This is a genomic window from Rhizobacter sp. LjRoot28 (genome assembly GCF_964253025.1).
Taxonomy (GTDB): Bacteria; Pseudomonadota; Gammaproteobacteria; order Burkholderiales; family Burkholderiaceae_C; genus Rhizobacter.
This window is the reverse complement of the sequence record NZ_CAXUQC020000001.1, coordinates 4,483,705-4,502,018: the sequence shown is the minus strand read 5'-3', so window position 1 is coordinate 4,502,018 and position 18,314 is coordinate 4,483,705. Positions and strand designations below refer to the sequence as shown.

General features: G+C 69.1%; 18 protein-coding genes. 7 read left to right on the top strand and 11 right to left on the bottom strand.

The features are described from left to right. Positions 1 to 82: 82 nt before the first annotated feature. From ACSQ2F_RS20660 to ACSQ2F_RS20645, 4 genes are all read left to right on the top strand, one after another. Complete coding sequence (locus ACSQ2F_RS20660; RefSeq protein ID WP_436026118.1) at positions 83 to 706, top strand: OmpW/AlkL family protein; 624 nt, start codon at positions 83 to 85, stop codon at positions 704 to 706. Between the two features lie 121 nt (positions 707 to 827). Further along, the gene (locus tag ACSQ2F_RS20655) at positions 828 to 1,589 is read left to right on the top strand and encodes an MBL fold metallo-hydrolase (RefSeq protein WP_436026117.1); all 762 of its coding nucleotides are present in this window, start codon (positions 828 to 830) and stop codon (positions 1,587 to 1,589) included. Between the two features lie 187 nt (positions 1,590 to 1,776). Next, on the top strand, positions 1,777 to 2,538 hold the full coding sequence (locus ACSQ2F_RS20650; protein WP_436026899.1) for a DUF899 domain-containing protein: 762 nt from the start codon (positions 1,777 to 1,779) through the stop codon (positions 2,536 to 2,538). An 8-nt stretch (positions 2,539 to 2,546) separates the two neighbouring features. Beyond that, positions 2,547 to 2,993: a hypothetical protein gene (locus tag ACSQ2F_RS20645; protein ID WP_436026116.1), complete on the top strand. Its 447-nt coding sequence runs from the start codon at positions 2,547 to 2,549 to the stop codon at positions 2,991 to 2,993. On the opposite strand, the gene ACSQ2F_RS20640 is transcribed toward ACSQ2F_RS20645, so the two are convergent. The 4 genes from ACSQ2F_RS20640 to ACSQ2F_RS20625 are packed head-to-tail and all read right to left on the bottom strand — an operon-like array spanning position 2,964 to position 6,100. After that, positions 2,964 to 4,037, bottom strand: coding sequence for a flavodoxin family protein (locus ACSQ2F_RS20640; protein ID WP_436026115.1), 1,074 nt, complete (start codon positions 4,035 to 4,037; stop codon positions 2,964 to 2,966). The genes ACSQ2F_RS20645 and ACSQ2F_RS20640 overlap by 30 nt on opposite strands. Before the next feature lie 53 nt (positions 4,038 to 4,090). Beyond that, positions 4,091 to 4,471, bottom strand: coding sequence for a 6-carboxytetrahydropterin synthase (locus ACSQ2F_RS20635; RefSeq protein ID WP_436026114.1), 381 nt, complete (start codon positions 4,469 to 4,471; stop codon positions 4,091 to 4,093). After that, positions 4,468 to 5,106 carry a 7-carboxy-7-deazaguanine synthase gene (gene queE, locus ACSQ2F_RS20630; RefSeq protein ID WP_436026113.1) on the bottom strand — a complete coding sequence of 213 codons (639 nt, stop codon included), beginning with the start codon at positions 5,104 to 5,106 and terminating at the stop codon, positions 4,468 to 4,470. Before queE ends, ACSQ2F_RS20635 begins: the two co-directional genes overlap by 4 nt. Positions 5,107 to 5,155: 49 nt before the next feature. Then, positions 5,156 to 6,100 carry a LysR family transcriptional regulator gene (locus ACSQ2F_RS20625; protein ID WP_436026112.1) on the bottom strand — a complete coding sequence of 315 codons (945 nt, stop codon included), beginning with the start codon at positions 6,098 to 6,100 and terminating at the stop codon, positions 5,156 to 5,158. Positions 6,101 to 6,215: 115 nt separating this feature from the next. On the opposite strand from ACSQ2F_RS20625, the gene ACSQ2F_RS20620 reads away from it, so the two are divergent. Together ACSQ2F_RS20620 and ACSQ2F_RS20615 are read left to right on the top strand one after the other, a co-directional pair. Continuing rightward, positions 6,216 to 7,733, top strand: a complete 1,518-nt coding sequence (locus tag ACSQ2F_RS20620; protein WP_436026111.1) for a CoA-acylating methylmalonate-semialdehyde dehydrogenase — start codon at positions 6,216 to 6,218, stop codon at positions 7,731 to 7,733. A gap of 269 nt (positions 7,734 to 8,002) precedes the next feature. Further along, positions 8,003 to 10,852, top strand: coding sequence for a hypothetical protein (locus tag ACSQ2F_RS20615; RefSeq protein WP_436026110.1), 2,850 nt, complete (start codon positions 8,003 to 8,005; stop codon positions 10,850 to 10,852). A gap of 57 nt (positions 10,853 to 10,909) precedes the next feature. Here the strand turns inward: ACSQ2F_RS20615 and ACSQ2F_RS20610 are convergent, their stop codons facing one another. The 7 genes from ACSQ2F_RS20610 to ACSQ2F_RS20580 all read right to left on the bottom strand — a co-directional run bounded on the left by ACSQ2F_RS20610 (position 10,910) and on the right by ACSQ2F_RS20580 (position 16,837). Beyond that, positions 10,910 to 11,719 carry a c-type cytochrome gene (locus ACSQ2F_RS20610; protein ID WP_436026109.1) on the bottom strand — a complete coding sequence of 270 codons (810 nt, stop codon included), beginning with the start codon at positions 11,717 to 11,719 and terminating at the stop codon, positions 10,910 to 10,912. Further along, entirely contained in the window at positions 11,719 to 13,341 is a 1,623-nt protein-coding gene (locus ACSQ2F_RS20605) for a cbb3-type cytochrome c oxidase subunit I (RefSeq protein WP_436026108.1), read from the bottom strand. Before ACSQ2F_RS20605 ends, ACSQ2F_RS20610 begins: the two co-directional genes overlap by 1 nt. Further along, positions 13,328 to 13,903, bottom strand: coding sequence for a cytochrome C oxidase subunit II (locus tag ACSQ2F_RS20600; RefSeq protein ID WP_436026107.1), 576 nt, complete (start codon positions 13,901 to 13,903; stop codon positions 13,328 to 13,330). Before ACSQ2F_RS20600 ends, ACSQ2F_RS20605 begins: the two co-directional genes overlap by 14 nt. Then, on the bottom strand, positions 13,900 to 14,091 hold the full coding sequence (locus tag ACSQ2F_RS20595) for a hypothetical protein (RefSeq protein ID WP_436026106.1): 192 nt from the start codon (positions 14,089 to 14,091) through the stop codon (positions 13,900 to 13,902). The genes ACSQ2F_RS20600 and ACSQ2F_RS20595 overlap by 4 nt, the downstream gene beginning before the upstream one ends. A 9-nt stretch (positions 14,092 to 14,100) precedes the next feature. Further along, positions 14,101 to 15,306 (bottom strand): c-type cytochrome, encoded by a 1,206-nt coding sequence (locus tag ACSQ2F_RS20590; RefSeq protein WP_436026897.1) that lies wholly within the window; start codon positions 15,304 to 15,306, stop codon positions 14,101 to 14,103. Positions 15,307 to 15,410: 104 nt separating this feature from the next. After that, positions 15,411 to 16,019: a c-type cytochrome gene (locus ACSQ2F_RS20585; protein ID WP_436026895.1), complete on the bottom strand. Its 609-nt coding sequence runs from the start codon at positions 16,017 to 16,019 to the stop codon at positions 15,411 to 15,413. Positions 16,020 to 16,348: 329 nt separating this feature from the next. Beyond that, on the bottom strand, positions 16,349 to 16,837 hold the full coding sequence (locus ACSQ2F_RS20580) for a carboxymuconolactone decarboxylase family protein (protein ID WP_436026105.1): 489 nt from the start codon (positions 16,835 to 16,837) through the stop codon (positions 16,349 to 16,351). Between the two features lie 317 nt (positions 16,838 to 17,154). Here ACSQ2F_RS20580 and ACSQ2F_RS20575 point away from each other — a divergent pair, with 317 nt between their 5' ends. Next, entirely contained in the window at positions 17,155 to 18,309 is a 1,155-nt protein-coding gene (locus ACSQ2F_RS20575) for an ATP-binding protein (RefSeq protein WP_436026104.1), read from the top strand. Positions 18,310 to 18,314 lie beyond the last annotated feature (5 nt).

Below are 18,314 nucleotides of genomic sequence, written 5' to 3'. Positions count from 1 at the left end.
TTTGACGCACCGCAACGCAAAGCGCGCCCGATCGGCGTGAAATCCCTATGCCGAATAAGCCTTTCGATTTTTAGGATTAATCATGACCCGCTCCTCGACGCTCCTCACCCGCAGCACGCTGCTGCTCGCCCTCGCGGCCCCGTTCGCCGTTCAGGCGCAGGCGGTCGACTCGCCCTGGCTCGTGCGCGTTCGCGCCGTCAACCTCGACAGCGCCAACAAGGATTCCACCGGCCTCGGCCTGTCGATCAACGACAAGGTCCTGCCCGAGATCGACTTCTCGTACTTCGTGACGCCGCAGTTCGCGGTCGAGCTGATCCTGACCTACCCGCAGAAGCAGAAGATCCGCTCGAACGGCGTGGAGATCGGCACGCTCAAGCACCTCCCGCCGACCCTCACGGCCCAGTACCACTTCACGGACTTCGGGGCCTTCAAGCCCTACGTCGGCGCCGGCGTGAACTACACGCGGTTCTCCAACGTGAACTTCAACCCGGCCGTGGCCGCCGCCCTGCAACCGTCGGTGGACAAGAACAGCTGGGGCTTCGCCCTGCAGGCCGGCATGGACTACGAGGTGTCGAAGAACCTCTACGTCAACTTCGACGTGAAGAAGGTGCAGATCCGCACGGACGTCTCGTCGTTCGGCACGAAGGTGGGCGAGTTCCGCGTGGACCCGTGGCTGATCGGCCTGGGCATCGGCCGCCGTTTCTGAGCCTTCGCACCGATCGCGACGACGCACCGCGCGCCGCGATCGATCCGACCCCTTCCGAGCGGGGTCGTCCCTGCACCGGTCCACCCCTCCGAGGCCCGCGAAAGCGGGCCCGCGCCATTCCATGCCTGTCGAACTCTATTCACAGGGCGGCCACCGCTGCCTGATGTTCTCCGACCTCAGCGGCCATGGCGACGACATCGTCCAGGCCAACCAGTTCCTCATCGTCGACGGTGACACCGGCGCCATCATCGATCCGGGTGGCAACCTGGCCTACAACGAACTGCATGTGGCGATGTCGCGGCACATCTCGCCGCAGCGGCTGTCCTGCATCCTGGCGTCGCACGCCGACCCGGACATCATCGCCTCGCTCGACCGCTGGATGACGTCCACCAGCGCGCCGCTCTACATCAGCACGCTGTGGGCGCGCTTCGCGCCGCACTTCTGCAAGCCGGGCAAGACCGAGGGCCGCATCGTCGGCATTCCCGACGCCGGCATGCGCATCCGCGTCGGGCGCAGCGACCTGGTCGCCCTGCCTGCCCACTTCATGCATGCCGAGGGCAACTTCCAGTTCTGGGACCCGGTGAGCCGCATCCTGTTCTCGGGTGACCTCGGCGTGTCGCTCGGCGGCGAGCCCGAGACGTTCATCACCTCCCTCCCGGCCCACATCCCGCGCATGGAAGCCTTCCACCGCCGCTACATGGTGAGCCGCAAGATCCTGCGGCTGTGGGCCCGCATGGTTCGCAAGCTGCCGATCGACATGATCGTGCCGCAGCACGGCGCACCGCTTGCAGGCGCGGCCGTCGGCGAGTTCATCGAGTGGGTGCAGACCCTCGACTGCGGCATCGACCGCATGAGCGAGCGCGACTACGCCGTGCCGGACTGAACAAGCCGCTGCCGCTGCTGCTGTTACCGCATGCGGGCCCCATGCGCCGCCCGCGCTGCCGGCAAGGTCATGCCGGCCCCGTTGACACCAACGCTGAACCGACCAACACTTAACTGGTCGGTTTATCGGAACGTCCACGGAAGGAGAAGCCATGAGCACAGCGCCCCGCCGCCTCACCCCCGCCGATCTGGCGACGCACCCGGTCGTCTCGCGAGAGGAATGGCTCGTCGCCCGCAAGCGCCACCTCGCCCACGAGAAGGAGTACACCCGCATGCGCGACCGCCTCAGCGAGGAGCGGCGCGCGTTGCCCTGGGTCCGCATCGACGAGGCCTATCGCTTCGACACGCCGTCCGGCACGAAGACGCTGGCGGAACTGTTCGGCCCGCGCAGCCAGCTCTTCGTCTACCACTTCATGATGGCGCCGGGGGATGCCGAAGGCTGCGCCGGCTGCTCGTTCCTCGCGGACCACCTGGCACCCTCGGTGGTCCACCTCGAACACCATGACGTGAGCGTCGTGATGGTGTCGCGCGCGCCGCTTGTCGAGATCCAGCGCTACCAGCGGCGCATGGGCTGGCAGCTGCCCTGGGTATCGTCGCAGGGCAGCCGCTTCAACCACGACTTTCACGTGTCGTTCACGCCGGAGGAGGTCGCCTCGGGGCAGGTCAACTACAACTACACCGACATCGCGCCCTGGGGCGAGGACGCCCACGGCATCAGCACCTTCTACCGGGACGAACAGGGCCAGGTCTTCCACACGTACTCCTCGTATGCGCGGGGCGGCGAGGCGCTGTTGGGCGCATATGCGGTGCTCGACATGATGCCGCTCGGGCGCAATGAAACCGGCGAGGATGGCGCGATGCTCGACTGGATGCGCCGGCACGACGCCTACGACGACGCGCCGGCCGACAAGCCCGCGGCGGGCGACACGCAGACCTGCTGCGCGGTGTAGGCGCCGAGGTGGCCGCGTCGCCTGCGCTGCTGTGCCTGGCCGCCATGGCGGCCGGCCTCGCGTTCGACACCCGCGAGGTTCCGCTCGAGGTGCTGGCCGCCTGGTGTGCCGATCCGGCGTCGCCATGGCGCTCGATGCTCCGGCACTGGACGACGATGCCGGCGTCTCACGGACTGATGCTGGCCGCAGCGCTCGTGATTCCGCTGCCTCATGCGCCGCGCATGCAGCGCGTGATGTGCGCGTTCGCCATGACGGCGGGCATGTCGGCCTCGGCCCTTCTCACGCCGGCACTGGTGTTTGCGACAGGGCTGCCACCCGCCTCTGCCCTGCTGGTCGGCATGGCGATGGGCCTCGCCTCCGGATTGGCGGCCAGCCACTTCGTGCGACGCCGGGCGGACGTCCGCTGGCGAGGCGCGCGCGGCGCACTACTTGGGGCGCGGCCTCACCAGCCCTGAACCGGGCTCGGCGTGGTGACCGAAGCGGATCGCCTTCACCGCCTGCGCCACCGACCTGGCCGCGTTACGCACCTCCTCCTGGACAGCCGTGTCCCGGTCCAGGGTGTCGTGGCTCGTGGCATACGGCTCGTAGTAGCCGATGAAGCGGTCGAGCCGGCTCAACGCACCGGCGTCGATCAAGCCCATCCATTCGAGCCAGTCGGACAGCGCTCGCCGCACTCCTTCGATGCCGGCCACGTCGCCGTGCACGACGACCCCGTAGGCGCGCCCGGCCAGGTGCTTCGGGTAGGACCAACCCGCCAGTTCGATCGCCTTGGCCCGGTCGGCCTTCTTGCCGCCGGTGCTGGTCGGGTCCGGGTTGCCGCCGTCGGCGCACACCAGGCGATCGATCATGAGCTTGAGCGGGCTGGCCGCCTGGTACCAGTAGACCGGCGTCAGCAGCAGCACGCCGTGCGCCTGCACCCAGCGTTCGTAGATCTCGTTCATCCAGTCGCCGGTCTGGCTCAGCGCATGGTTCGGGTAGCAGCTGCAGGGCCAGTGGCACAGCGGCATCGCGGTGGACACGCAACCCTTGCAGGGGTGGATGTGGCGGCCGTAGTCGGACGTGAGCCAGCTGAGGTCGAGCAGGTCGGTCTCGATGCCCTCGGCCTCGAACGCCAACCGCGCAAGCCGGGTCAGCCGGTATGTCTTCGACATCTCGCCCGGGCAAGTCCCGTCGTTGCGCGACCCACCCGCCACCAGCAGCACCCGGCTCGGCCCGCCCGGCTCGTGCCACCGGGCCTGCGCCGCCTTCAGGCGCCGATGGGTCTCGGCCCATTCGATGGAGAGGTCGTAGTCCGGGTCGGCGAAGCCGGGCCCCGCCTTCTCGGTGCGCGGCGCCTTGCGGCCCTCGGTGTAGGCCTGCCAGGCAATGGCCTCCAGGCGGTCGATGGCCGCCTGTTCCGGCGCGAACGCCGGGTCGAAGAAGGCCTGCATGAAGCGCTCGCGAAACACCTCGCGGCTGTGCGGCTCGGGGGCCTGGCCGCGGCGGATCTCGATCGACATGGGAAGCCTCCTGGGGTGAGGCCCCCGAAGGGCAAAGGACGTTCCCCGCCGGTTCAGGACGGGGGCGGCGGATGAAAGGTGCAGCTGTCGCCGCTGGCCTCGCGCGAGACCTTCACGCGGCACACCGGGGGCGAGACGCTTCCCATGGCACGTGCGATGAAGCGGCACAGGTTCTCCAGCGTGGCCGCGCCGAGGCCGGGCACCTCGTCGAGCAGCCGGTGGTCCAGTGCATCCCGGACGACGGCGATGGCCGCCCGCAGGTGGGCCAGGTCCACCACCATGCCGGTGACTGCATCGGGCTCGCCGACCACGGCCACCTCGGCCTGGTAGGTGTGGCCATGGATGCGGCGGCTGCCCTCGGCCTCTTCGGTGACGGTGCGGTCGAGCGTGTGGGCGGCTTCGAAGAAGAAGCGCTGGGCAATCTCGAAGCTCATCGGATGCCGGTGATCTTGTGGGTTTGCAGGCTGAGCTTCCACGCCGGCCGCGACAGGCATTGGGCAATGCAGGTGGCCGTGTTCTCCTCGCGCGCAGGGCCGTCCATCGGCTGCAGGTAGCGGTGCGAGAACGGGGCGGCCTCCAGCGCAGCGAGGTCGAGGCCCTCCTGCGGCCACACGACCTTGAGCTCGTCGCCCTGTCGCTGCACCCAGGGCGCGCCGGCCTTCGGGCTGACGCACAACCAGTCGATGCCGGGCAGCGCCGCCAGCGAGCCGTTGGTCTCCATCGCCACCGTGAAGCCTTCGGCATGCAGGGCGTCGAGCAAGGCCGGGTCGACCTGCAGCAGGGGCTCGCCGCCGGTCAGCACGACAAAGCGATGCGCCTTCGCGGCATCCGGCCAGAACGAGGCCACGTGGGCGGCCAATGCCGCGGCCTCCGCAAACTTGCCGCCACCCGCGCCATCCGTTCCGACGAAGTCGGTATCGCAGAAGCGGCACACGGCGCTGGCTCGGTCCGCCTCGCGGCCGCTCCAGAGGTTGCAGCCGGCAAAGCGGCAGAACACTGCCGGCCGACCCGCCTGTGCACCTTCGCCCTGCAGGGTGTAGAAGACTTCCTTGACGCTGTAGGAGCTCATGGCGAGGGTGCCGGGAATCGCTGAACCCGCCATTGTGCCAAGGGCGGCTTCAAGCCGGAGGCGCCGCGGCGAAGCCGTCGCGCAGCGCCTCGCGAAGGTAGGCCACCAGCGCCTGCACCGTGCGCGGCACATGCGGGCTGTAGGGCCGGATGGCATGCAGGTGGTCGCCGAAGGCGCCCACCGCACGCCAGCCGGGCAGCACCGGCACCAGGCGGCCCGCCTGCAGATCGCGCTGCGCGCTGAAGTCGGGCAGCAGCGCGATGCCCGCACCCGCCAGCGCCATCTCGCGCAGCGCTTCGCTGTTGTTGGCCGCGAACGGCCCTCGCACCGCCACGCTGGTGCGGCCGGCCCGGCCCTTGAGCGGCTCGAAGCTCCAGCTCGGCGTGTCGGTGGCGCGCAGGTAGTGCAGGCAGTCATGGCTTGCGAGGTCCTCCGGCCTGCGCGGCGTGCCGCGCCGCCGCAGGTAGGCACGGGTCGCGACGAGCAGCGAGCGGGTCGCGCAGAGCGTCCAGGCCACGTGCGTGTCGGGGACGGTGGCCACATGGCGGATGGCGAGGTCGAACCCCTCCTGGGTCAGCGAGACGAGGCGGTCCGAGAGGTCGAGCTCGATGCGCACCTCCGGGAACTGCTTCAGGAAGGCCGGCATCAGCGGCACGATCTGCTGGCGCCCGAGGGCCACGGGCGCCGTCACCCGCAGCACGCCACGCGGGGCATCGGCCAGGTCACGCACGCCCGAGAAGCTGCGCTCGATGCCGGCATAGGCGTCGCGGGTGGCCTCCACCAGCTGCTGCCCGGCCTCCGTGAGGCGCACGCTGCGGGTGGTGCGGCGCACGAGCGCGACGCCCGCCGCCTGCTCCAGCTCCCCCACCCGCTGACTCACCGCCGCCTTGCTCAGGCCCAGCCGCTCCGCCGTCGCCGTGAAACTGCCGAGGCTCGCCAACACGCCGAGCGTGTGCACGTGCGCCCACAGGGCCTCGATCTTCTTGGTCTTCATCGCATCGATTGTTAAGTATTCCGAACAGACATTCCAGCGATTCGGCATTGGCCCGGTCCGGCCCCTTGCCTAGACTGACGGGTTCCTGCACCGACAGCCCACCGGGGACACGACCATGACCACGCCCGCCTTCGATTCCAGCGACACGGTGCTCCATCACATCGGGGGCCGCGCCGTGCAGGGCACGGGGGGTCGCCTGCAGGCGGTGTTCAACCCGGCCACCGGCGCGCAGGCCCGGCAGGTGGCGCTCGCCAGTGCCGACGAGGTGGCGGCCGCGGTGGCCGCCGCGCGCGCCGCCTTCCCCGCCTGGGCCGACACCCCGCCCATCCGCCGCGCCCGCGTGCTGAACCAGTTCCTGCAGCTGATGAACCGGCACCGCGACACCCTGGCTGCCATCATCACCGCAGAGCACGGCAAGGTCTTCAGCGACGCCCAAGGCGAAGTGGCGCGGGGCATCGACATCATCGAGTTCGCCTGCGGCATTCCGCAGCTGCTCAAGGGCGACTTCACCGACCAGGTCAGCACCGGCATCGACAACTGGACCCTGCGCCAGCCGCTCGGCGTGGTGGCCGGCATCACCCCCTTCAACTTCCCCTGCATGGTGCCCTGCTGGATGTTCCCGGTGGCCTTGGCGACGGGCAACACCTTCGTGCTCAAGCCCAGCGAGCGCGACCCCTCGGCCGCCGTCTTCATGGCCCAGCTGTTGGAGGAGGCCGGCCTGCCGGCCGGCGTCTTCAACGTCGTCCACGGCGACCGGGTGGCGGTGGACGCGCTGCTCGAGCATCCCGACGTCAAGGCGGTGAGCTTCGTCGGCTCCACCCCGGTCGCCCATCACATCCATTCGCAGGCCGCCCGGTTCGGCAAGCGGGTGCAGGCGCTGGGCGGCGCGAAGAACCACCTGGTCGTGATGCCCGATGCGGACCTGGAACAGGCCGTCGACGCGCTCATCGGCGCGGCATACGGCTCCGCGGGCGAGCGCTGCATGGCCATCAGCGTGGCCGTGCTGGTGGGCGATGTGGGCGACCGGCTCATGCCGCGCCTGGCCGAACGGGTGCGCGCGCTCAAGGTGGGCAACGGCATGCAGCCCGAGGTGGAGATGGGTCCCATCGTGACGCGCGAGGCGCTGGAGCGCATCGAGGGCTACGTGGCGCTCGGCGTGGAGGAAGGCGCCTCGCTGGTGGTGGACGGCCGCGGCCTGACAGTGCCGGGGCACGAGGCCGGCTTCTTCACCGGCGGCAGCCTGTTCGACCATGTGACGCCGGACATGCGCATCTACCGCGAGGAGATCTTCGGCCCCGTGCTGTCGTGCGTGCGCGTGCCGGACTTCGCCGAGGCGGTGCGCCTCGTCAATGCCCACGAGTTCGGCAACGGCGTGGCCTGCTACACCCGCGACGGCCATGTGGCGCGCGAGTTCGCGCGGCGCATCGAGGTGGGCATGGTGGGCATCAACGTGCCCATCCCGGTGCCGATGGCCTGGCATGGTTTCGGCGGCTGGAAGCGCAGCCTGTTCGGCGACATGCACGCCTACGGCGAGGAAGGCGTGCGCTTCTACACCCGGCAGAAGTCGGTCATGCAGCGCTGGCCGGAGGCCACCGATCGGGGCGCGGAGTTCGCCATGCCGACGGCGCGATGAGCGCGGCGCGTCAAGCCGGCATGAGCATCCCTTGCCATCAACGCCTGACTCATCGCGCGGCGCGAGCGACCACTGTGTACACGCCACAGCTCCGCACTTCCCGGCCCTTTCGGTGAACAAGGCCTTGGTTGATGCCATCCAGTGCTTGAGCGTCTGGAGATCGAATTCGCCCCGTCTCGCTACACTGGGCCGCTTCTGACACCGGCCGACGGGCCGCAATCGCGCATCCGACGCGGCGGCCGTCCGGTCCACCTGGGAGGGGTTCCAACATGTCCATTCGTCTGGCAGCGTGGCTGCTCGTCTTTGTGTTCATCGTGTCCGGCTGCGGCGGAGGTGGGGGCGGCGGCGCGGGCGGCGACGCTTCGACTTCCCAACCGCTCCCTCGGCCGGCGCTCGCCTTCAGCGTGCAGCCGACGGACCAGCAGGCCGTGGATGGCAGCAATGCCCGCTTCACTGCCGTGGCCCCCGGCGCCGACGCGTACCGTTGGGAGGTCAGCAGCGACGGTCGAAGCTGGGCATACGCCGGCCTTGGTTCGACGATAGACCTGTGGGTGTCCCTTTCCATGGATGGTGCCCAGGTTCGCGTTACCGCCACGGGACCTCAAGGCGAAGTCATCAGTGCGCCTGTGCGCCTGACGGTGAGCGCAATGGCGCCGGCGGTACTGCTACAGCCGGCAGACACTGTGGCCACCGCCGGGGCCGCTGCGCGGTTCCAATTGGCCGTGGCGGGCAGCGCGCTCACCGTCCAGTGGCAATCCAGTCGGGACGGTGCATTGTGGACTTCCATCGACGCAGGGGCTCAGGACGGGCTCCAGCTACCAGTCACCATCGACCAAGACGGCTTGCTTCTCCGCGCGGTCGTGCGCAACACGGTCGCGACGGTGGTCACTCGGAACGCGCGCCTGACCGTTCGGCCCGACCCGCGCGTTCCCGTCTTCGATACGGAGCCGACGGACATCGTGGTGACCGCCGGCGGCGTTCCGTATTTCTCGGCATCCGTACCATCCTCACGCACGGCGTTGCAATGGCAGGAGAGCCGCGACGCTGGCGCCACATGGTTGGACCTTTCGGGAGAGCAGCGGCCCACCTTGGTGCTGGCGGCCGCATCTACCGCCGCTGACTCTCGCCAATACCGGGTTCGCGCCACGCGGGAAGGGGTCTCGGCCACGACGCGAGTGGCGACCCTGCGCGTGGTCGCGGATACGCCGAGGAGACTATCGGTTCTGGCGGGTCGGCCGGGCGGCGCGGGCGTGGCAGATGGTCCGGGCATGGACGCCCGGTTCGACGTGACACGCGCGACGGCCACTGATGCCCAGGGCAACGTATACGTGACCAGCGCATGCGCGGTCCGGCGGATTGATCCGACTGGCATGGTGCGCACGTGGGCCGGCTCGTTGACCGATTGCGGCCGCGCCGACGGTCCGGGAAACGAGGCGCGCTTCTCCCCCCTGGGCGGCATCTCTGCGACGCCGTCGGGTGAACTCTTCGTCGTAGATGCCGGCAACCACATCATCCGCCGCGTCGCAGTGGACGGCACAGTAACCACCTTCGCCGGTGCGCCGCCGACGGCGCTTCCAAGCCCACGACGCAATGGCCAGGGTGCTTCTGCCGTATTCGTGCACCCGCGGCACATTGTCCGGGGCGCCGACGGCAACCTGTTCGTCACGGAGGGTGGGAGCCATGCGATCCGCAAGATCACGCCGGATGGCACTGTGACCACGTATGCAGGCAACTTCGACACCGCAGGCAGCGCCGAAGGAACTGTCGAGACTGCACTCTTCCGCGACCCGGACGCACTCGCGGCCGATGCCGAGGGCTCCTTGTACGTCGCCGACGTGGGCAATGCGGTGGTCAAGCGCATCTCGTCAGCCGGCCTCGTGGCAACCGTGGCCGGCCAGCAGGCAGACGCCGCCGTAGTCGACGGCAGCCGCGAACGAGCGCGCCTGAAACGGCCGACAGGGCTGACGGCAGGACTCCATGGTGAGCTGTACGTGTCGGACCAACACGCCATCCGTGTGATCCATCCCGACGGAGCGATCTCGACGCTCGCCGGCAATGCAGACGTGTTGGGGCCCGACGACGGCATCGGCATGGCCGCACGCTTTAGTTCGCCCACAGGCATGTCCGTCGACGCCCAGGGCGCACTGCTTGTGGCGGATGGCCTCAACTTCAACGTCCGGCGCGTTACACCGGCGGGCGAGGTCACGACGCTGGCCGGTCGTGCTCCACATTCGGGCTATGAGGACGGCAGCGGCGAGGACGCGCGGTTCCGGCAGCCGCTCGGCCTGGCTCGCGACGCAAGCGGAAACCTCTTCGCCGTCGCGGGTGCGCTCCGCGAGATTGCCCCTACGGGTCAGACTCGAACCTATTACAACGTCGCAGTGGGAACGTCATTGCTGGAGGGAGTGAGAGCCGCACCTGACGGCACCATCTACGTGGCCGACTTCTTGGCCAGCGTAATTCGACGCGTCGCACGCGACGGCACGGTAACGGTGCTTGCCGGCCGGCCGCACGTGCGCGGCACAGACGACGGCCAGGGTGACGCCGCCCGGTTCGTCGCTCCGAGCGACCTCGTGCTCGACGCTGACGGCAATCTGTACGTGACCGATTCCCACACGGTGCGCAAGGTGACCCCCACGGGCCAAGTCAGTACCTGGGTCGGCGTCTCAGATGAACAGGGGAACGCCGACGGCCCGGTCGCAGTCGCCCGGCTTACTTTCCCGAAGGGTATCGCCATGGATGCCGCTGGGCGACTGATCCTCGCCCAGAGCAGTTGCGTCCGCCGTGTGGGGCGCGACCGGTCCGTCGAGACACTGGCAGGGGATTGCCAAGCCCAGGGTCACCGTGATGGCAAGGGTCAGGATGCCCGGTTCCGTTTCCTCTGGGGCATCGATGTTGCTCCCGACGGTCAGCTCTATGCGGCGGACTTCGGCAACCACACCGTCCGGAAAGTGTCGACCTCGGGGGACGTGAGTACTGTGCTCGGGGTGGCAAGCATCGGCTCGCTGGTGACGGGCATGAATCCGCTCATCAACGCGCCACGTGGCCTCGTCATGCTCGACGCAGGGCGGCTCGCGCTGACCTCAGAGAACAGCGTGCTGGTGTACACGCTACCTTGAATTCGGATCGGTCGGGTCAATCCGACCAGGCGTTGCCTGCGGCATGGCACTGGGCGCTCAGTGCCGCAGCGCCGACCCTTTGCGCGCGTAGAAGGTCGAGACCTCCTCGATCTCCTCGGCGGTCATGAGGCGCACCACGGCGCGCATCTGGCCGTGCGGGTCGTTGCGGCGCTCCCCGGCCGCGAAGGCCTTGAGCTGAGCCACCAGGTAGTCGCGCGGCATGCCTTCGAGCCACGGCGCGCCGAGCTTCTGGTCGACCCCGCCGTGGCACGAGATGCACGGCGCGATGTTGCGCAGCGGGTCGCCGACGCGCACGAGGGCCGGCAGCGTTTCGTCGTAGGTGGTGGGCGCCGTGCGGGCCTTGGGCAGCGAGGCGTAGTAGGCGGCCAGGTCGCGGATGTCGCGCTCGGACATCGAGCGGGCCAGGGCCTCCATGACGGCATTGGCCCGCACACCGGCCTTGTAGTCGAGCAGCTGCTTGATCACCACCTCGGGGTACTGGCCGGCCAGGTTGGGCGCGTTGGAGGCGCTTTGTCCCTGCGCGCCGTGGCACATGGTGCAGTTGAGCGCGAGCGTGGCGCCTCGTCCCACCGCGTCCCTCGCGCCCGCACGCGCCATCTCGCGGTCGAGGACGACCGCCGTGGAGCGCTCGCCCCGCTCGCCCGCCGGCGTCTGGTCGGCCCATGACGACGGCACGCCGGCCGCGCGGCACAGGCTTTCCCAGAGGCCGCGGGCGGTGAAGTCGGGATGCACCGACGGCAGCCACACGAACCCGACGAGCATGCTGGCGACGGTCATCACCGCCAGCGCGCTCACGCTCCAGCGGAACCAGGGGTTCTGCCAGGAGAAGACGCCGGGCTCGTCCATCATCGGCTCCCGATCGGAATCACCGGCACCGAGGCTTCCTTGAGCACCGCCAGCTGGGCGATGGGAAAGCCGTAGTTCACCAGGGTGAGCCCGATCATCATGGCGACCCACAGCGCGAAGCCGTTGAGGGCCACCGGCGTGCGCCCGCCCGGGTGCGCCGCCACGCTGAAGGTGAAGGGCTCGGCCGTGGCGCGCGGTCCGCGGTGCGCGCGCGCCAGGATGTAGACGAGCACGAAGGCGGAGATGACAAGCAGCAGCCCGCCGAGGGTGGACGCGATCACCGTCCAGGCCTGTGGCTGGATGTCGGGATGGGTGTAGTCGTAGTAGGCCATGCGGCGTGGCATGCCGAGCAGGCCCACCAGGTGCCACGGCATCGACAGCACCATCATGCCCACGAACCACAGCCACAGCTGGAGCCTCATCAGGCCCTGGGGCAAGCGGCCGCAGCCGGTCAGCTGCGGCCACAGCTCGTAGGCGATCATGAAGTACATGATGACGATGGCGCCGGCGAAGATGAGGTGGAAGTGCCCGGTCACCCACTGGGTGTTGTGCACCGTCTCGTTGAGCTGGTAGCTCATGTTGATGATGCCGCCGGCGCCGCCGAAGCCGAGCATGATGAAGGAGAAGGTGACCGCCAGCATCATCGGGTTGTCCCACGGCAGCGCCTTCACCCAGCCGAACAGGCCGCGACCACCGCGCAGACGCGCCGCGATCTCCACCGACGCCACGATGGTGAACACCGTCAGCAAGGTCGGCACCGACACCATGGCGGTCATCACCGCATGCACGAACTTGAAGCCGGCGCCTACCTGCGGGTCGGCGAAGAGGTGGTGGATGCCGATCGGCATGGAAAACACCAGGAAGAGCACGAAGGCCACGCGGCCCATGGTGTCGCTGTAGAGCCGGCCCCCGATGGCCCGCGGCACGATCGTGTAGAAGGCGATGTAGGCCGGCATCAGCCAGAAGTACACGATGGCATGCAGGGTCCAGGAGAAGAGCACGCGGGCCAGGCCGGCGTTGATGGTGTCGGTGAGGCCGAGCGAGGCGGGCAGGATGAGCACCAGGATCTCGACGGCCGCACCCACGGACGTCCAGGCCCACAGGTAGGCGCCCGCGACGTTGCCGAACATCGCGAGCGGCACGGAGGCACCCGGGTGCTCGCGCTTCCAGGCGCGCAGGTTGATGGACATCAGCGCCACCCACACCCATGACCCCACCACCACCAGCACCACGCCCAGGTAGTAGAACGGGCTGCCCACCATCGGCGGGTAGAAGGTGTAGAGCACCGATGCACGGCCGGCGGCCATGGTGACTGCGGCCATGGCGGTGCCGAGCACCACCAGCCAGAAGCCGATCCATGCCCACTTGAGGCCGATCAGCGGGCGCTTGAGCGCCAGCTCGGTGATGGCGTAGCCGAACCCCATGGCCACCAGCGTCGGCAACACGTAGGCCATGACGGTGCCGTGGGCGGTGACCGAGCGGTAGTAGTGCTCGGGGTTGTTGACCCAGGCTGCGAGCGGGCTGCGCACGAACATCTGCCATTCGCCCAGCACGATGGCGCCGAGGAAGGCGGCGAACGCGACCCAGAAGTGGGCCAGCACGAGCGACCTAGCGCGCAACACAGCTGAGCCTTTCTCCCCCGCGCGCCTTGGCGAGGAACTCTTCCGGCGGCAGCACCTGCACGCGCGCCCACATGGCTTCGTGGCCGGTGCCGCAGTACTCATGGCAGGGCATGAGCTGCTCGCCGGTCTTGGTGAAGGTGGTGGTGAAGGTGGCCACGAAACCGGGCACCAGCATCGTGTTGGCGTTGGTCGTGCCGACCACGAAGCCGTGGATGGCATCGGTCGCCGTGCCGCGGAAGGTCACCGGCATTTCCGCCGGCACCACGATGCACTGCGGCACGAAGGAGTACTGCTGGGCAATCAGGCGCACCGTGACGCGCCCCTCCGGGCCGAGCGTGGTGCCGAGGTTGGACTCGACGAACTCGCCTTTCAGGTGAACGGTGTTGACGTCGATGGTCTCGACCCGCGACGGCGGCATGGCCGACCAGTGCAGGCCCGTCACCACCATCATCAGCACCAGCACGGCGATGATGGCCGCGACGATCCACGCCCATCGGCGTTCGGCGGCCACCGCCACCGCCTCGCTGCGATGCGCAGCACCCGCCGCGTCATGCACGCTCATTGCACGGCCCCCCGAGGCAGGTAGGCGAAGAAATAGAAGGCCACGTAGATGGCCACCACGATGGTCGTGGCCACGCCCGCGACGGCGAAGGTGCCGGCCGGCCCGCGCTCGACGATGGCGTCGACTTCGGCGTCGGTGGCGTCGGCCTCGGGCGACCGAAGTGTGAGTGGGCGCGGGGGTTCAGCCATGGTCGGTCCTCATTCAGGCAGCAGCCGGCGCAGGTCGTTGGCCTGGGCGGGCGTGACCGGCGCGCCACTGTTGCCCCACGCCACGCGGATGTAGGTGACGACGGCCGCCACCTCCTCGTCGTTCAGGATGTGACTGAACGGCGGCATGCCATGCGGGCGCGGGTTCTTCATGGTGCCCGGCGGGTAGCCACCATTGAGCACCATGCGGATGGAGTTCACCGGTGACGCCATGGTGATGGACTGGTTGCCGGCCAGCGGCGGATGGTCGGGTGGCGCCCCCTTGCCCTCGGCGCCGTGGCACATGGCGCACTGCTTGTCGTATACGCGCCTGCCGAGTTCCATCACCGCCGGTTCAACGAGGCGCGCCTGGCTGGTCGGCGGCGGCTCGGCGTCACGCTGAGGCAGGGCCTTGAGGTACACGGCCATGGCCTCGACGTCCTCGTCGGTCAGGTACTGCAGGCTGTTGTAGACGACCTCGGCCATGGGGCCGTACACCGTGCCGCGGTGCGACACGCCGACCTGCAGCAGGTCGGTGATCTCCCGGATGCTCCAGTTGCCGAGGCCCGCTTCCCGGTTGGAGGTGAGCGACGGCGCGTACCAGTTCTGGTTCGGAATCATCCCGCCTTCGAACGCCTTGGATTCGCTGGAGCCGCCGAGCGCGTTCACCGCGGTGTGGCACATCGCGCAGTGCCCCAGCCCCTGCACCAGGTAGGCGCCGCGGTTCCATTGCGCCGACTGGTCGGGGTCCGGCTGGTACTCGCCTTCCTTGAAGTACAGCGCCCGCCAGCCGACCAGCAGTTCGCGCTGGTTGTAGGGGAAGCGAAGTTCGTGCGCGCGATTGGGCTGGCGCACCGGCGGCACGGACATCAGGTAGGCGTAGATGGCATCCGAGTCGTCCCGGGTGACCTTCGTGTACGAGGCGAACGGCATCGCCGGGTACAGCAGCTTGCCGTCGCGCGAGATGCCGGTGTGCATCATCCGGTAGAACTCGTCGGCGGTCCATTGACCGATGCCGGTCTCCTCGTCGGGGGTGATGTTGGGAACGTAGATGTTGCCGAACGGCGTGGGCATGGGTCGCCCGCCCGCAAACACCTTGCCGCCGGGTGTGGTGTGGCAGGCGACACAGTCGCCCGCGCGGGCCAGGTATTCGCCCCGCGTGATGAGCTGCGTGGTGGCGTTGGGCGACGCCACGGCGCCCTCCACCGCGTCCGGCATGCGCTGGGACAGCAGGCGCGGATACAGCACGAACACGGCCACGCCGACGACCACCGCCAGCATCAGCAGCACCAGCGCGATGCGCATTGCCTTCTGCAGGTTGCTCATCGCTGGCTGCCGCATGCGAAGGGCATGCGCACGAGGTTGGACGATTCGGGTGACGGGTCGAGCGGTGCGGCCTGGCGGGCTAACCAGGCCGAGACGGCCGTGATGTCGGTGTCCGTCAGGCGGTTGGCGATGCGCTTCATGCAGTCCGGCTCGGCGGCGTGGCGCTCGCCCACTCGCCAGCGCGTGAGCTGGGCGGCGATGTAGGTGGCCCTCAAGCCGACGAGGCCGGGAATGCCCGGGTCCATGCCGGTCAAGCCAGCGCCGTGACAGGCCACGCAGGCCGGGATGCCCTTGCCCCGATCGCCCTGCGTGACCAGCGCCTGGCCGCGGGCCAGCGTGGGCGCATCGGCCTGCACCGGCTCCTGTGCGGCAAACGGGGGCCGCTGTTTGGCAAAGTGTTCCGCCATCTCGCGCAGGTAGGCGTCGGGCAGGTAGGCCACCAGGTAGTTCATCGGCGGGTACTTGCGAGTGCCGTCGCGGAAAGCCACGAGCTGGTTGAACAGGTAGCCAGCCGGCTTGCCGGCAATGCGGGGAAAGTAGCCGTTGCTCGTGCCCTGCCCGCTCTGGCCATGGCAGGTGACACAGCCCTGCACGCGGGCCTCCATGGAGTCGAGCTTCTCGAACGCCGGCAGAGCGTCGTTCTGCGCCTGGGTCTGGGCCTGAGCGGCACCGGTCACCAGCAAGGCCAGGGCCGCCCCATGCCAAGCCCCCCGGCCCCGGCGCTCAGGCGCACGCCGCCCCAGCGGGAGGGCAGGAAGTTGGAGCGGGACACGGAGGATCACGTCACGGACCGGGCGTTGCGGTGTGCTGCGCGAGGCAATCGTCGTGCCCATTTCGGCGGGCGCCCGGGGAAGCACCGCGCCTGCCGCTTGCCGGTCAGCGACCGGACAGCAGCGGGTGCCCGCCAGGCTGCCTGCCGGTGCAGGAACCCGTGCTACCGGGCCCCTCCGACAGCGGCGTCTGCCCGCTCGGCCAGCACCTCCTGCAACGCCTGCGATGCCTCGATCGCCCGGGGGAAGCCGGCCGGCACGGTGATCAGGTACACCACCTCCTTGAGCTCGTCGGGGGAGACGCCGGCGTCGAGCGCGTAACCCGCATGGATCTTGAAGAAGGGTCGGAGGCCCAGCGCGCCGAATGCGGCCAACGCCGCCAGTTGGCGGGTCCGCGGGTCCAACCCCGGCCGACCCCAGACGTCGCCGAGGGCGTAGCCGGCGGTGGCCTCGGCGAGGAACGGGAAGTCGCGGCGCATCGCCTCGAAGGTCGGCTGGGGCTTTCCACCCGTGAGGCCGGACAACACCTCGAGCCCGCGTTGGACGCGTGCGGCGCCAGGGTCGGCCGTCTGCGCATGGCCGACCTGGGCGATGGCCAGCAACAGTGCGCTCGCAACCAGGTGGCGCGGGCGCAGGCGATGAGTGGAGGTCATGAAGTTCTCCTTCTGTTCAAAGGGGCAGCGCGCGGCGGGGCGCCTCCGCGCCGAAGCGGCCGAGCAAGCCCGACAGCGCCTTGGCGTGCTGGAATGTTCCGACCTGTGTCCTGACGCGGCATGCCGGAAACTCGCCGGTCCTTGCACGATTCGACGAGAAGACGCCCGGCGCCGTCCTTCGCCGCGTCGATCTGCGCTGGCAGGCCGTTCGCCATGTGCCCCTGGAAGCCCTGCGCCGGTTGCGCACGACGAAGCCGGCTCCGCCACCGTGTCGACGCCGATGCAGGCGGCGACGTCGGCAGGCCTCAGAATGCGGGATGCGCCTCTCCCACTTCATCCTTGCCCACCTCGACGCCATCCTGGTGGACTGGGTGAGCTTTGCCGGGGCGCAGTTGCCGGCAGCCGCCAATCTCGACGAAACGGCGCTCCTTGATCATGGCCGGCTCATCCTCCAGGAGATCGCCACCGACATGCAACGGCCCCAGGCCGACGACGAGCGGCAGGCGAAGTCCGAAGGGCTCAGTGCCACCGCCTCGCTCGCCCACGATGTGCCGTCGCGCAGCCATGCCCGGCAACGAGAGCGCCAGGGCTTCGAGATGGAGCAGCTCGTGGCCGAGTACCGCGCGCTGCGGGCCACCGTGCTTCGGCTGTGGAGCGCACACTCGAGCAGCGTCCAGGTGGAGGACCTGGAAGACCTCACCCGCTTCAACGAGGCGGTCGACCAGGCCATCGCCGAGTCGCTGCAGGTCTTTGTCAGGGAGGTCGACCGCGCCCGCGATCTCTTCCTCGGCATGCTGGGCCATGACTTGCGCGGGCCCCTGAGCACGATCGCCAGTTGCGCCACGCTCGACCTGCGCAACCAGCCGGCCGATTCGAAACGGCCCGCCATGGTCCTGCGCAGCGTTGCGCAGATGAAGGCCCTGCTCGACGACCTGGTCGAATACACGCGGCATCGCCTGGGCTCGGGACTCGCGATCGAACCGGGAAACCTGGCGCTCGATCGCTTTGCCCGCGAAACCCTGGACGAGATCGCCGCCATCAGCGCAGGGCGCGGTCTGGAACTGGAGGTTGCGGGCGACATGCAGGGCGAGTGGGATGCGCGCCGCCTGCATCAGGCGCTGTCCAACCTCGTGTTCAACGCCTTGAAGTACGGGCAGGCGAATGCACCCGTCCGCGTCCGACTGGACGGCGCCGCCGAGCACGAGGTGGTCATTGCCGTCGAGAACACCGGTCGGGCCATCCCGGAGCGACTGCTCGGCACGCTGTTCGACCCACTGGTTCGCGGCGCGGACGAAGACTGGGGTGCCGACTCACCCGTGGCGGGCGCGAACCTCGGTCTCGGTCTGTATGTCGTCCGGGAGATCGCCGACGCGCACGGCGGCTCGGTGGCCGTGAGCTCGGACAACGTCGTGACGCGGTTCGAGTTGCGCCTGCCGCGCATCTGCGCGCGCAGGGGACACCGCCACGCCTGACGTCA

Coding starts and splice junctions, on each gene's coding strand:
- ACSQ2F_RS20595 (WP_436026106.1), bottom strand. CDS start 14,091: ATGGCTGAACCCCCGCGCCCACTCACACTTCGGTCGCCCGAGGCCGAC.
- ACSQ2F_RS20660 (WP_436026118.1), top strand. CDS start 83: ATGACCCGCTCCTCGACGCTCCTCACCCGCAGCACGCTGCTGCTCGCC.
- ACSQ2F_RS20590 (WP_436026897.1), bottom strand. CDS start 15,306: ATGCCGGACGCGGTGGAGGGCGCCGTGGCGTCGCCCAACGCCACCACG.
- ACSQ2F_RS20580 (WP_436026105.1), bottom strand. CDS start 16,837: ATGACCTCCACTCATCGCCTGCGCCCGCGCCACCTGGTTGCGAGCGCA.
- ACSQ2F_RS20635 (WP_436026114.1), bottom strand. CDS start 4,471: ATGAGCTTCGAGATTGCCCAGCGCTTCTTCTTCGAAGCCGCCCACACG.
- ACSQ2F_RS20620 (WP_436026111.1), top strand. CDS start 6,216: ATGACCACGCCCGCCTTCGATTCCAGCGACACGGTGCTCCATCACATC.
- ACSQ2F_RS20615 (WP_436026110.1), top strand. CDS start 8,003: ATGTCCATTCGTCTGGCAGCGTGGCTGCTCGTCTTTGTGTTCATCGTG.
- ACSQ2F_RS20625 (WP_436026112.1), bottom strand. CDS start 6,100: ATGAAGACCAAGAAGATCGAGGCCCTGTGGGCGCACGTGCACACGCTC.
- ACSQ2F_RS20600 (WP_436026107.1), bottom strand. CDS start 13,903: ATGAGCGTGCATGACGCGGCGGGTGCTGCGCATCGCAGCGAGGCGGTG.
- ACSQ2F_RS20575 (WP_436026104.1), top strand. CDS start 17,155: ATGCGCCTCTCCCACTTCATCCTTGCCCACCTCGACGCCATCCTGGTG.
- ACSQ2F_RS20640 (WP_436026115.1), bottom strand. CDS start 4,037: ATGTCGATCGAGATCCGCCGCGGCCAGGCCCCCGAGCCGCACAGCCGC.
- ACSQ2F_RS20655 (WP_436026117.1), top strand. CDS start 828: ATGCCTGTCGAACTCTATTCACAGGGCGGCCACCGCTGCCTGATGTTC.
- queE (WP_436026113.1), bottom strand. CDS start 5,106: ATGAGCTCCTACAGCGTCAAGGAAGTCTTCTACACCCTGCAGGGCGAA.
- ACSQ2F_RS20585 (WP_436026895.1), bottom strand. CDS start 16,019: ATGGAGGCCCGCGTGCAGGGCTGTGTCACCTGCCATGGCCAGAGCGGG.
- ACSQ2F_RS20610 (WP_436026109.1), bottom strand. CDS start 11,719: ATGGACGAGCCCGGCGTCTTCTCCTGGCAGAACCCCTGGTTCCGCTGG.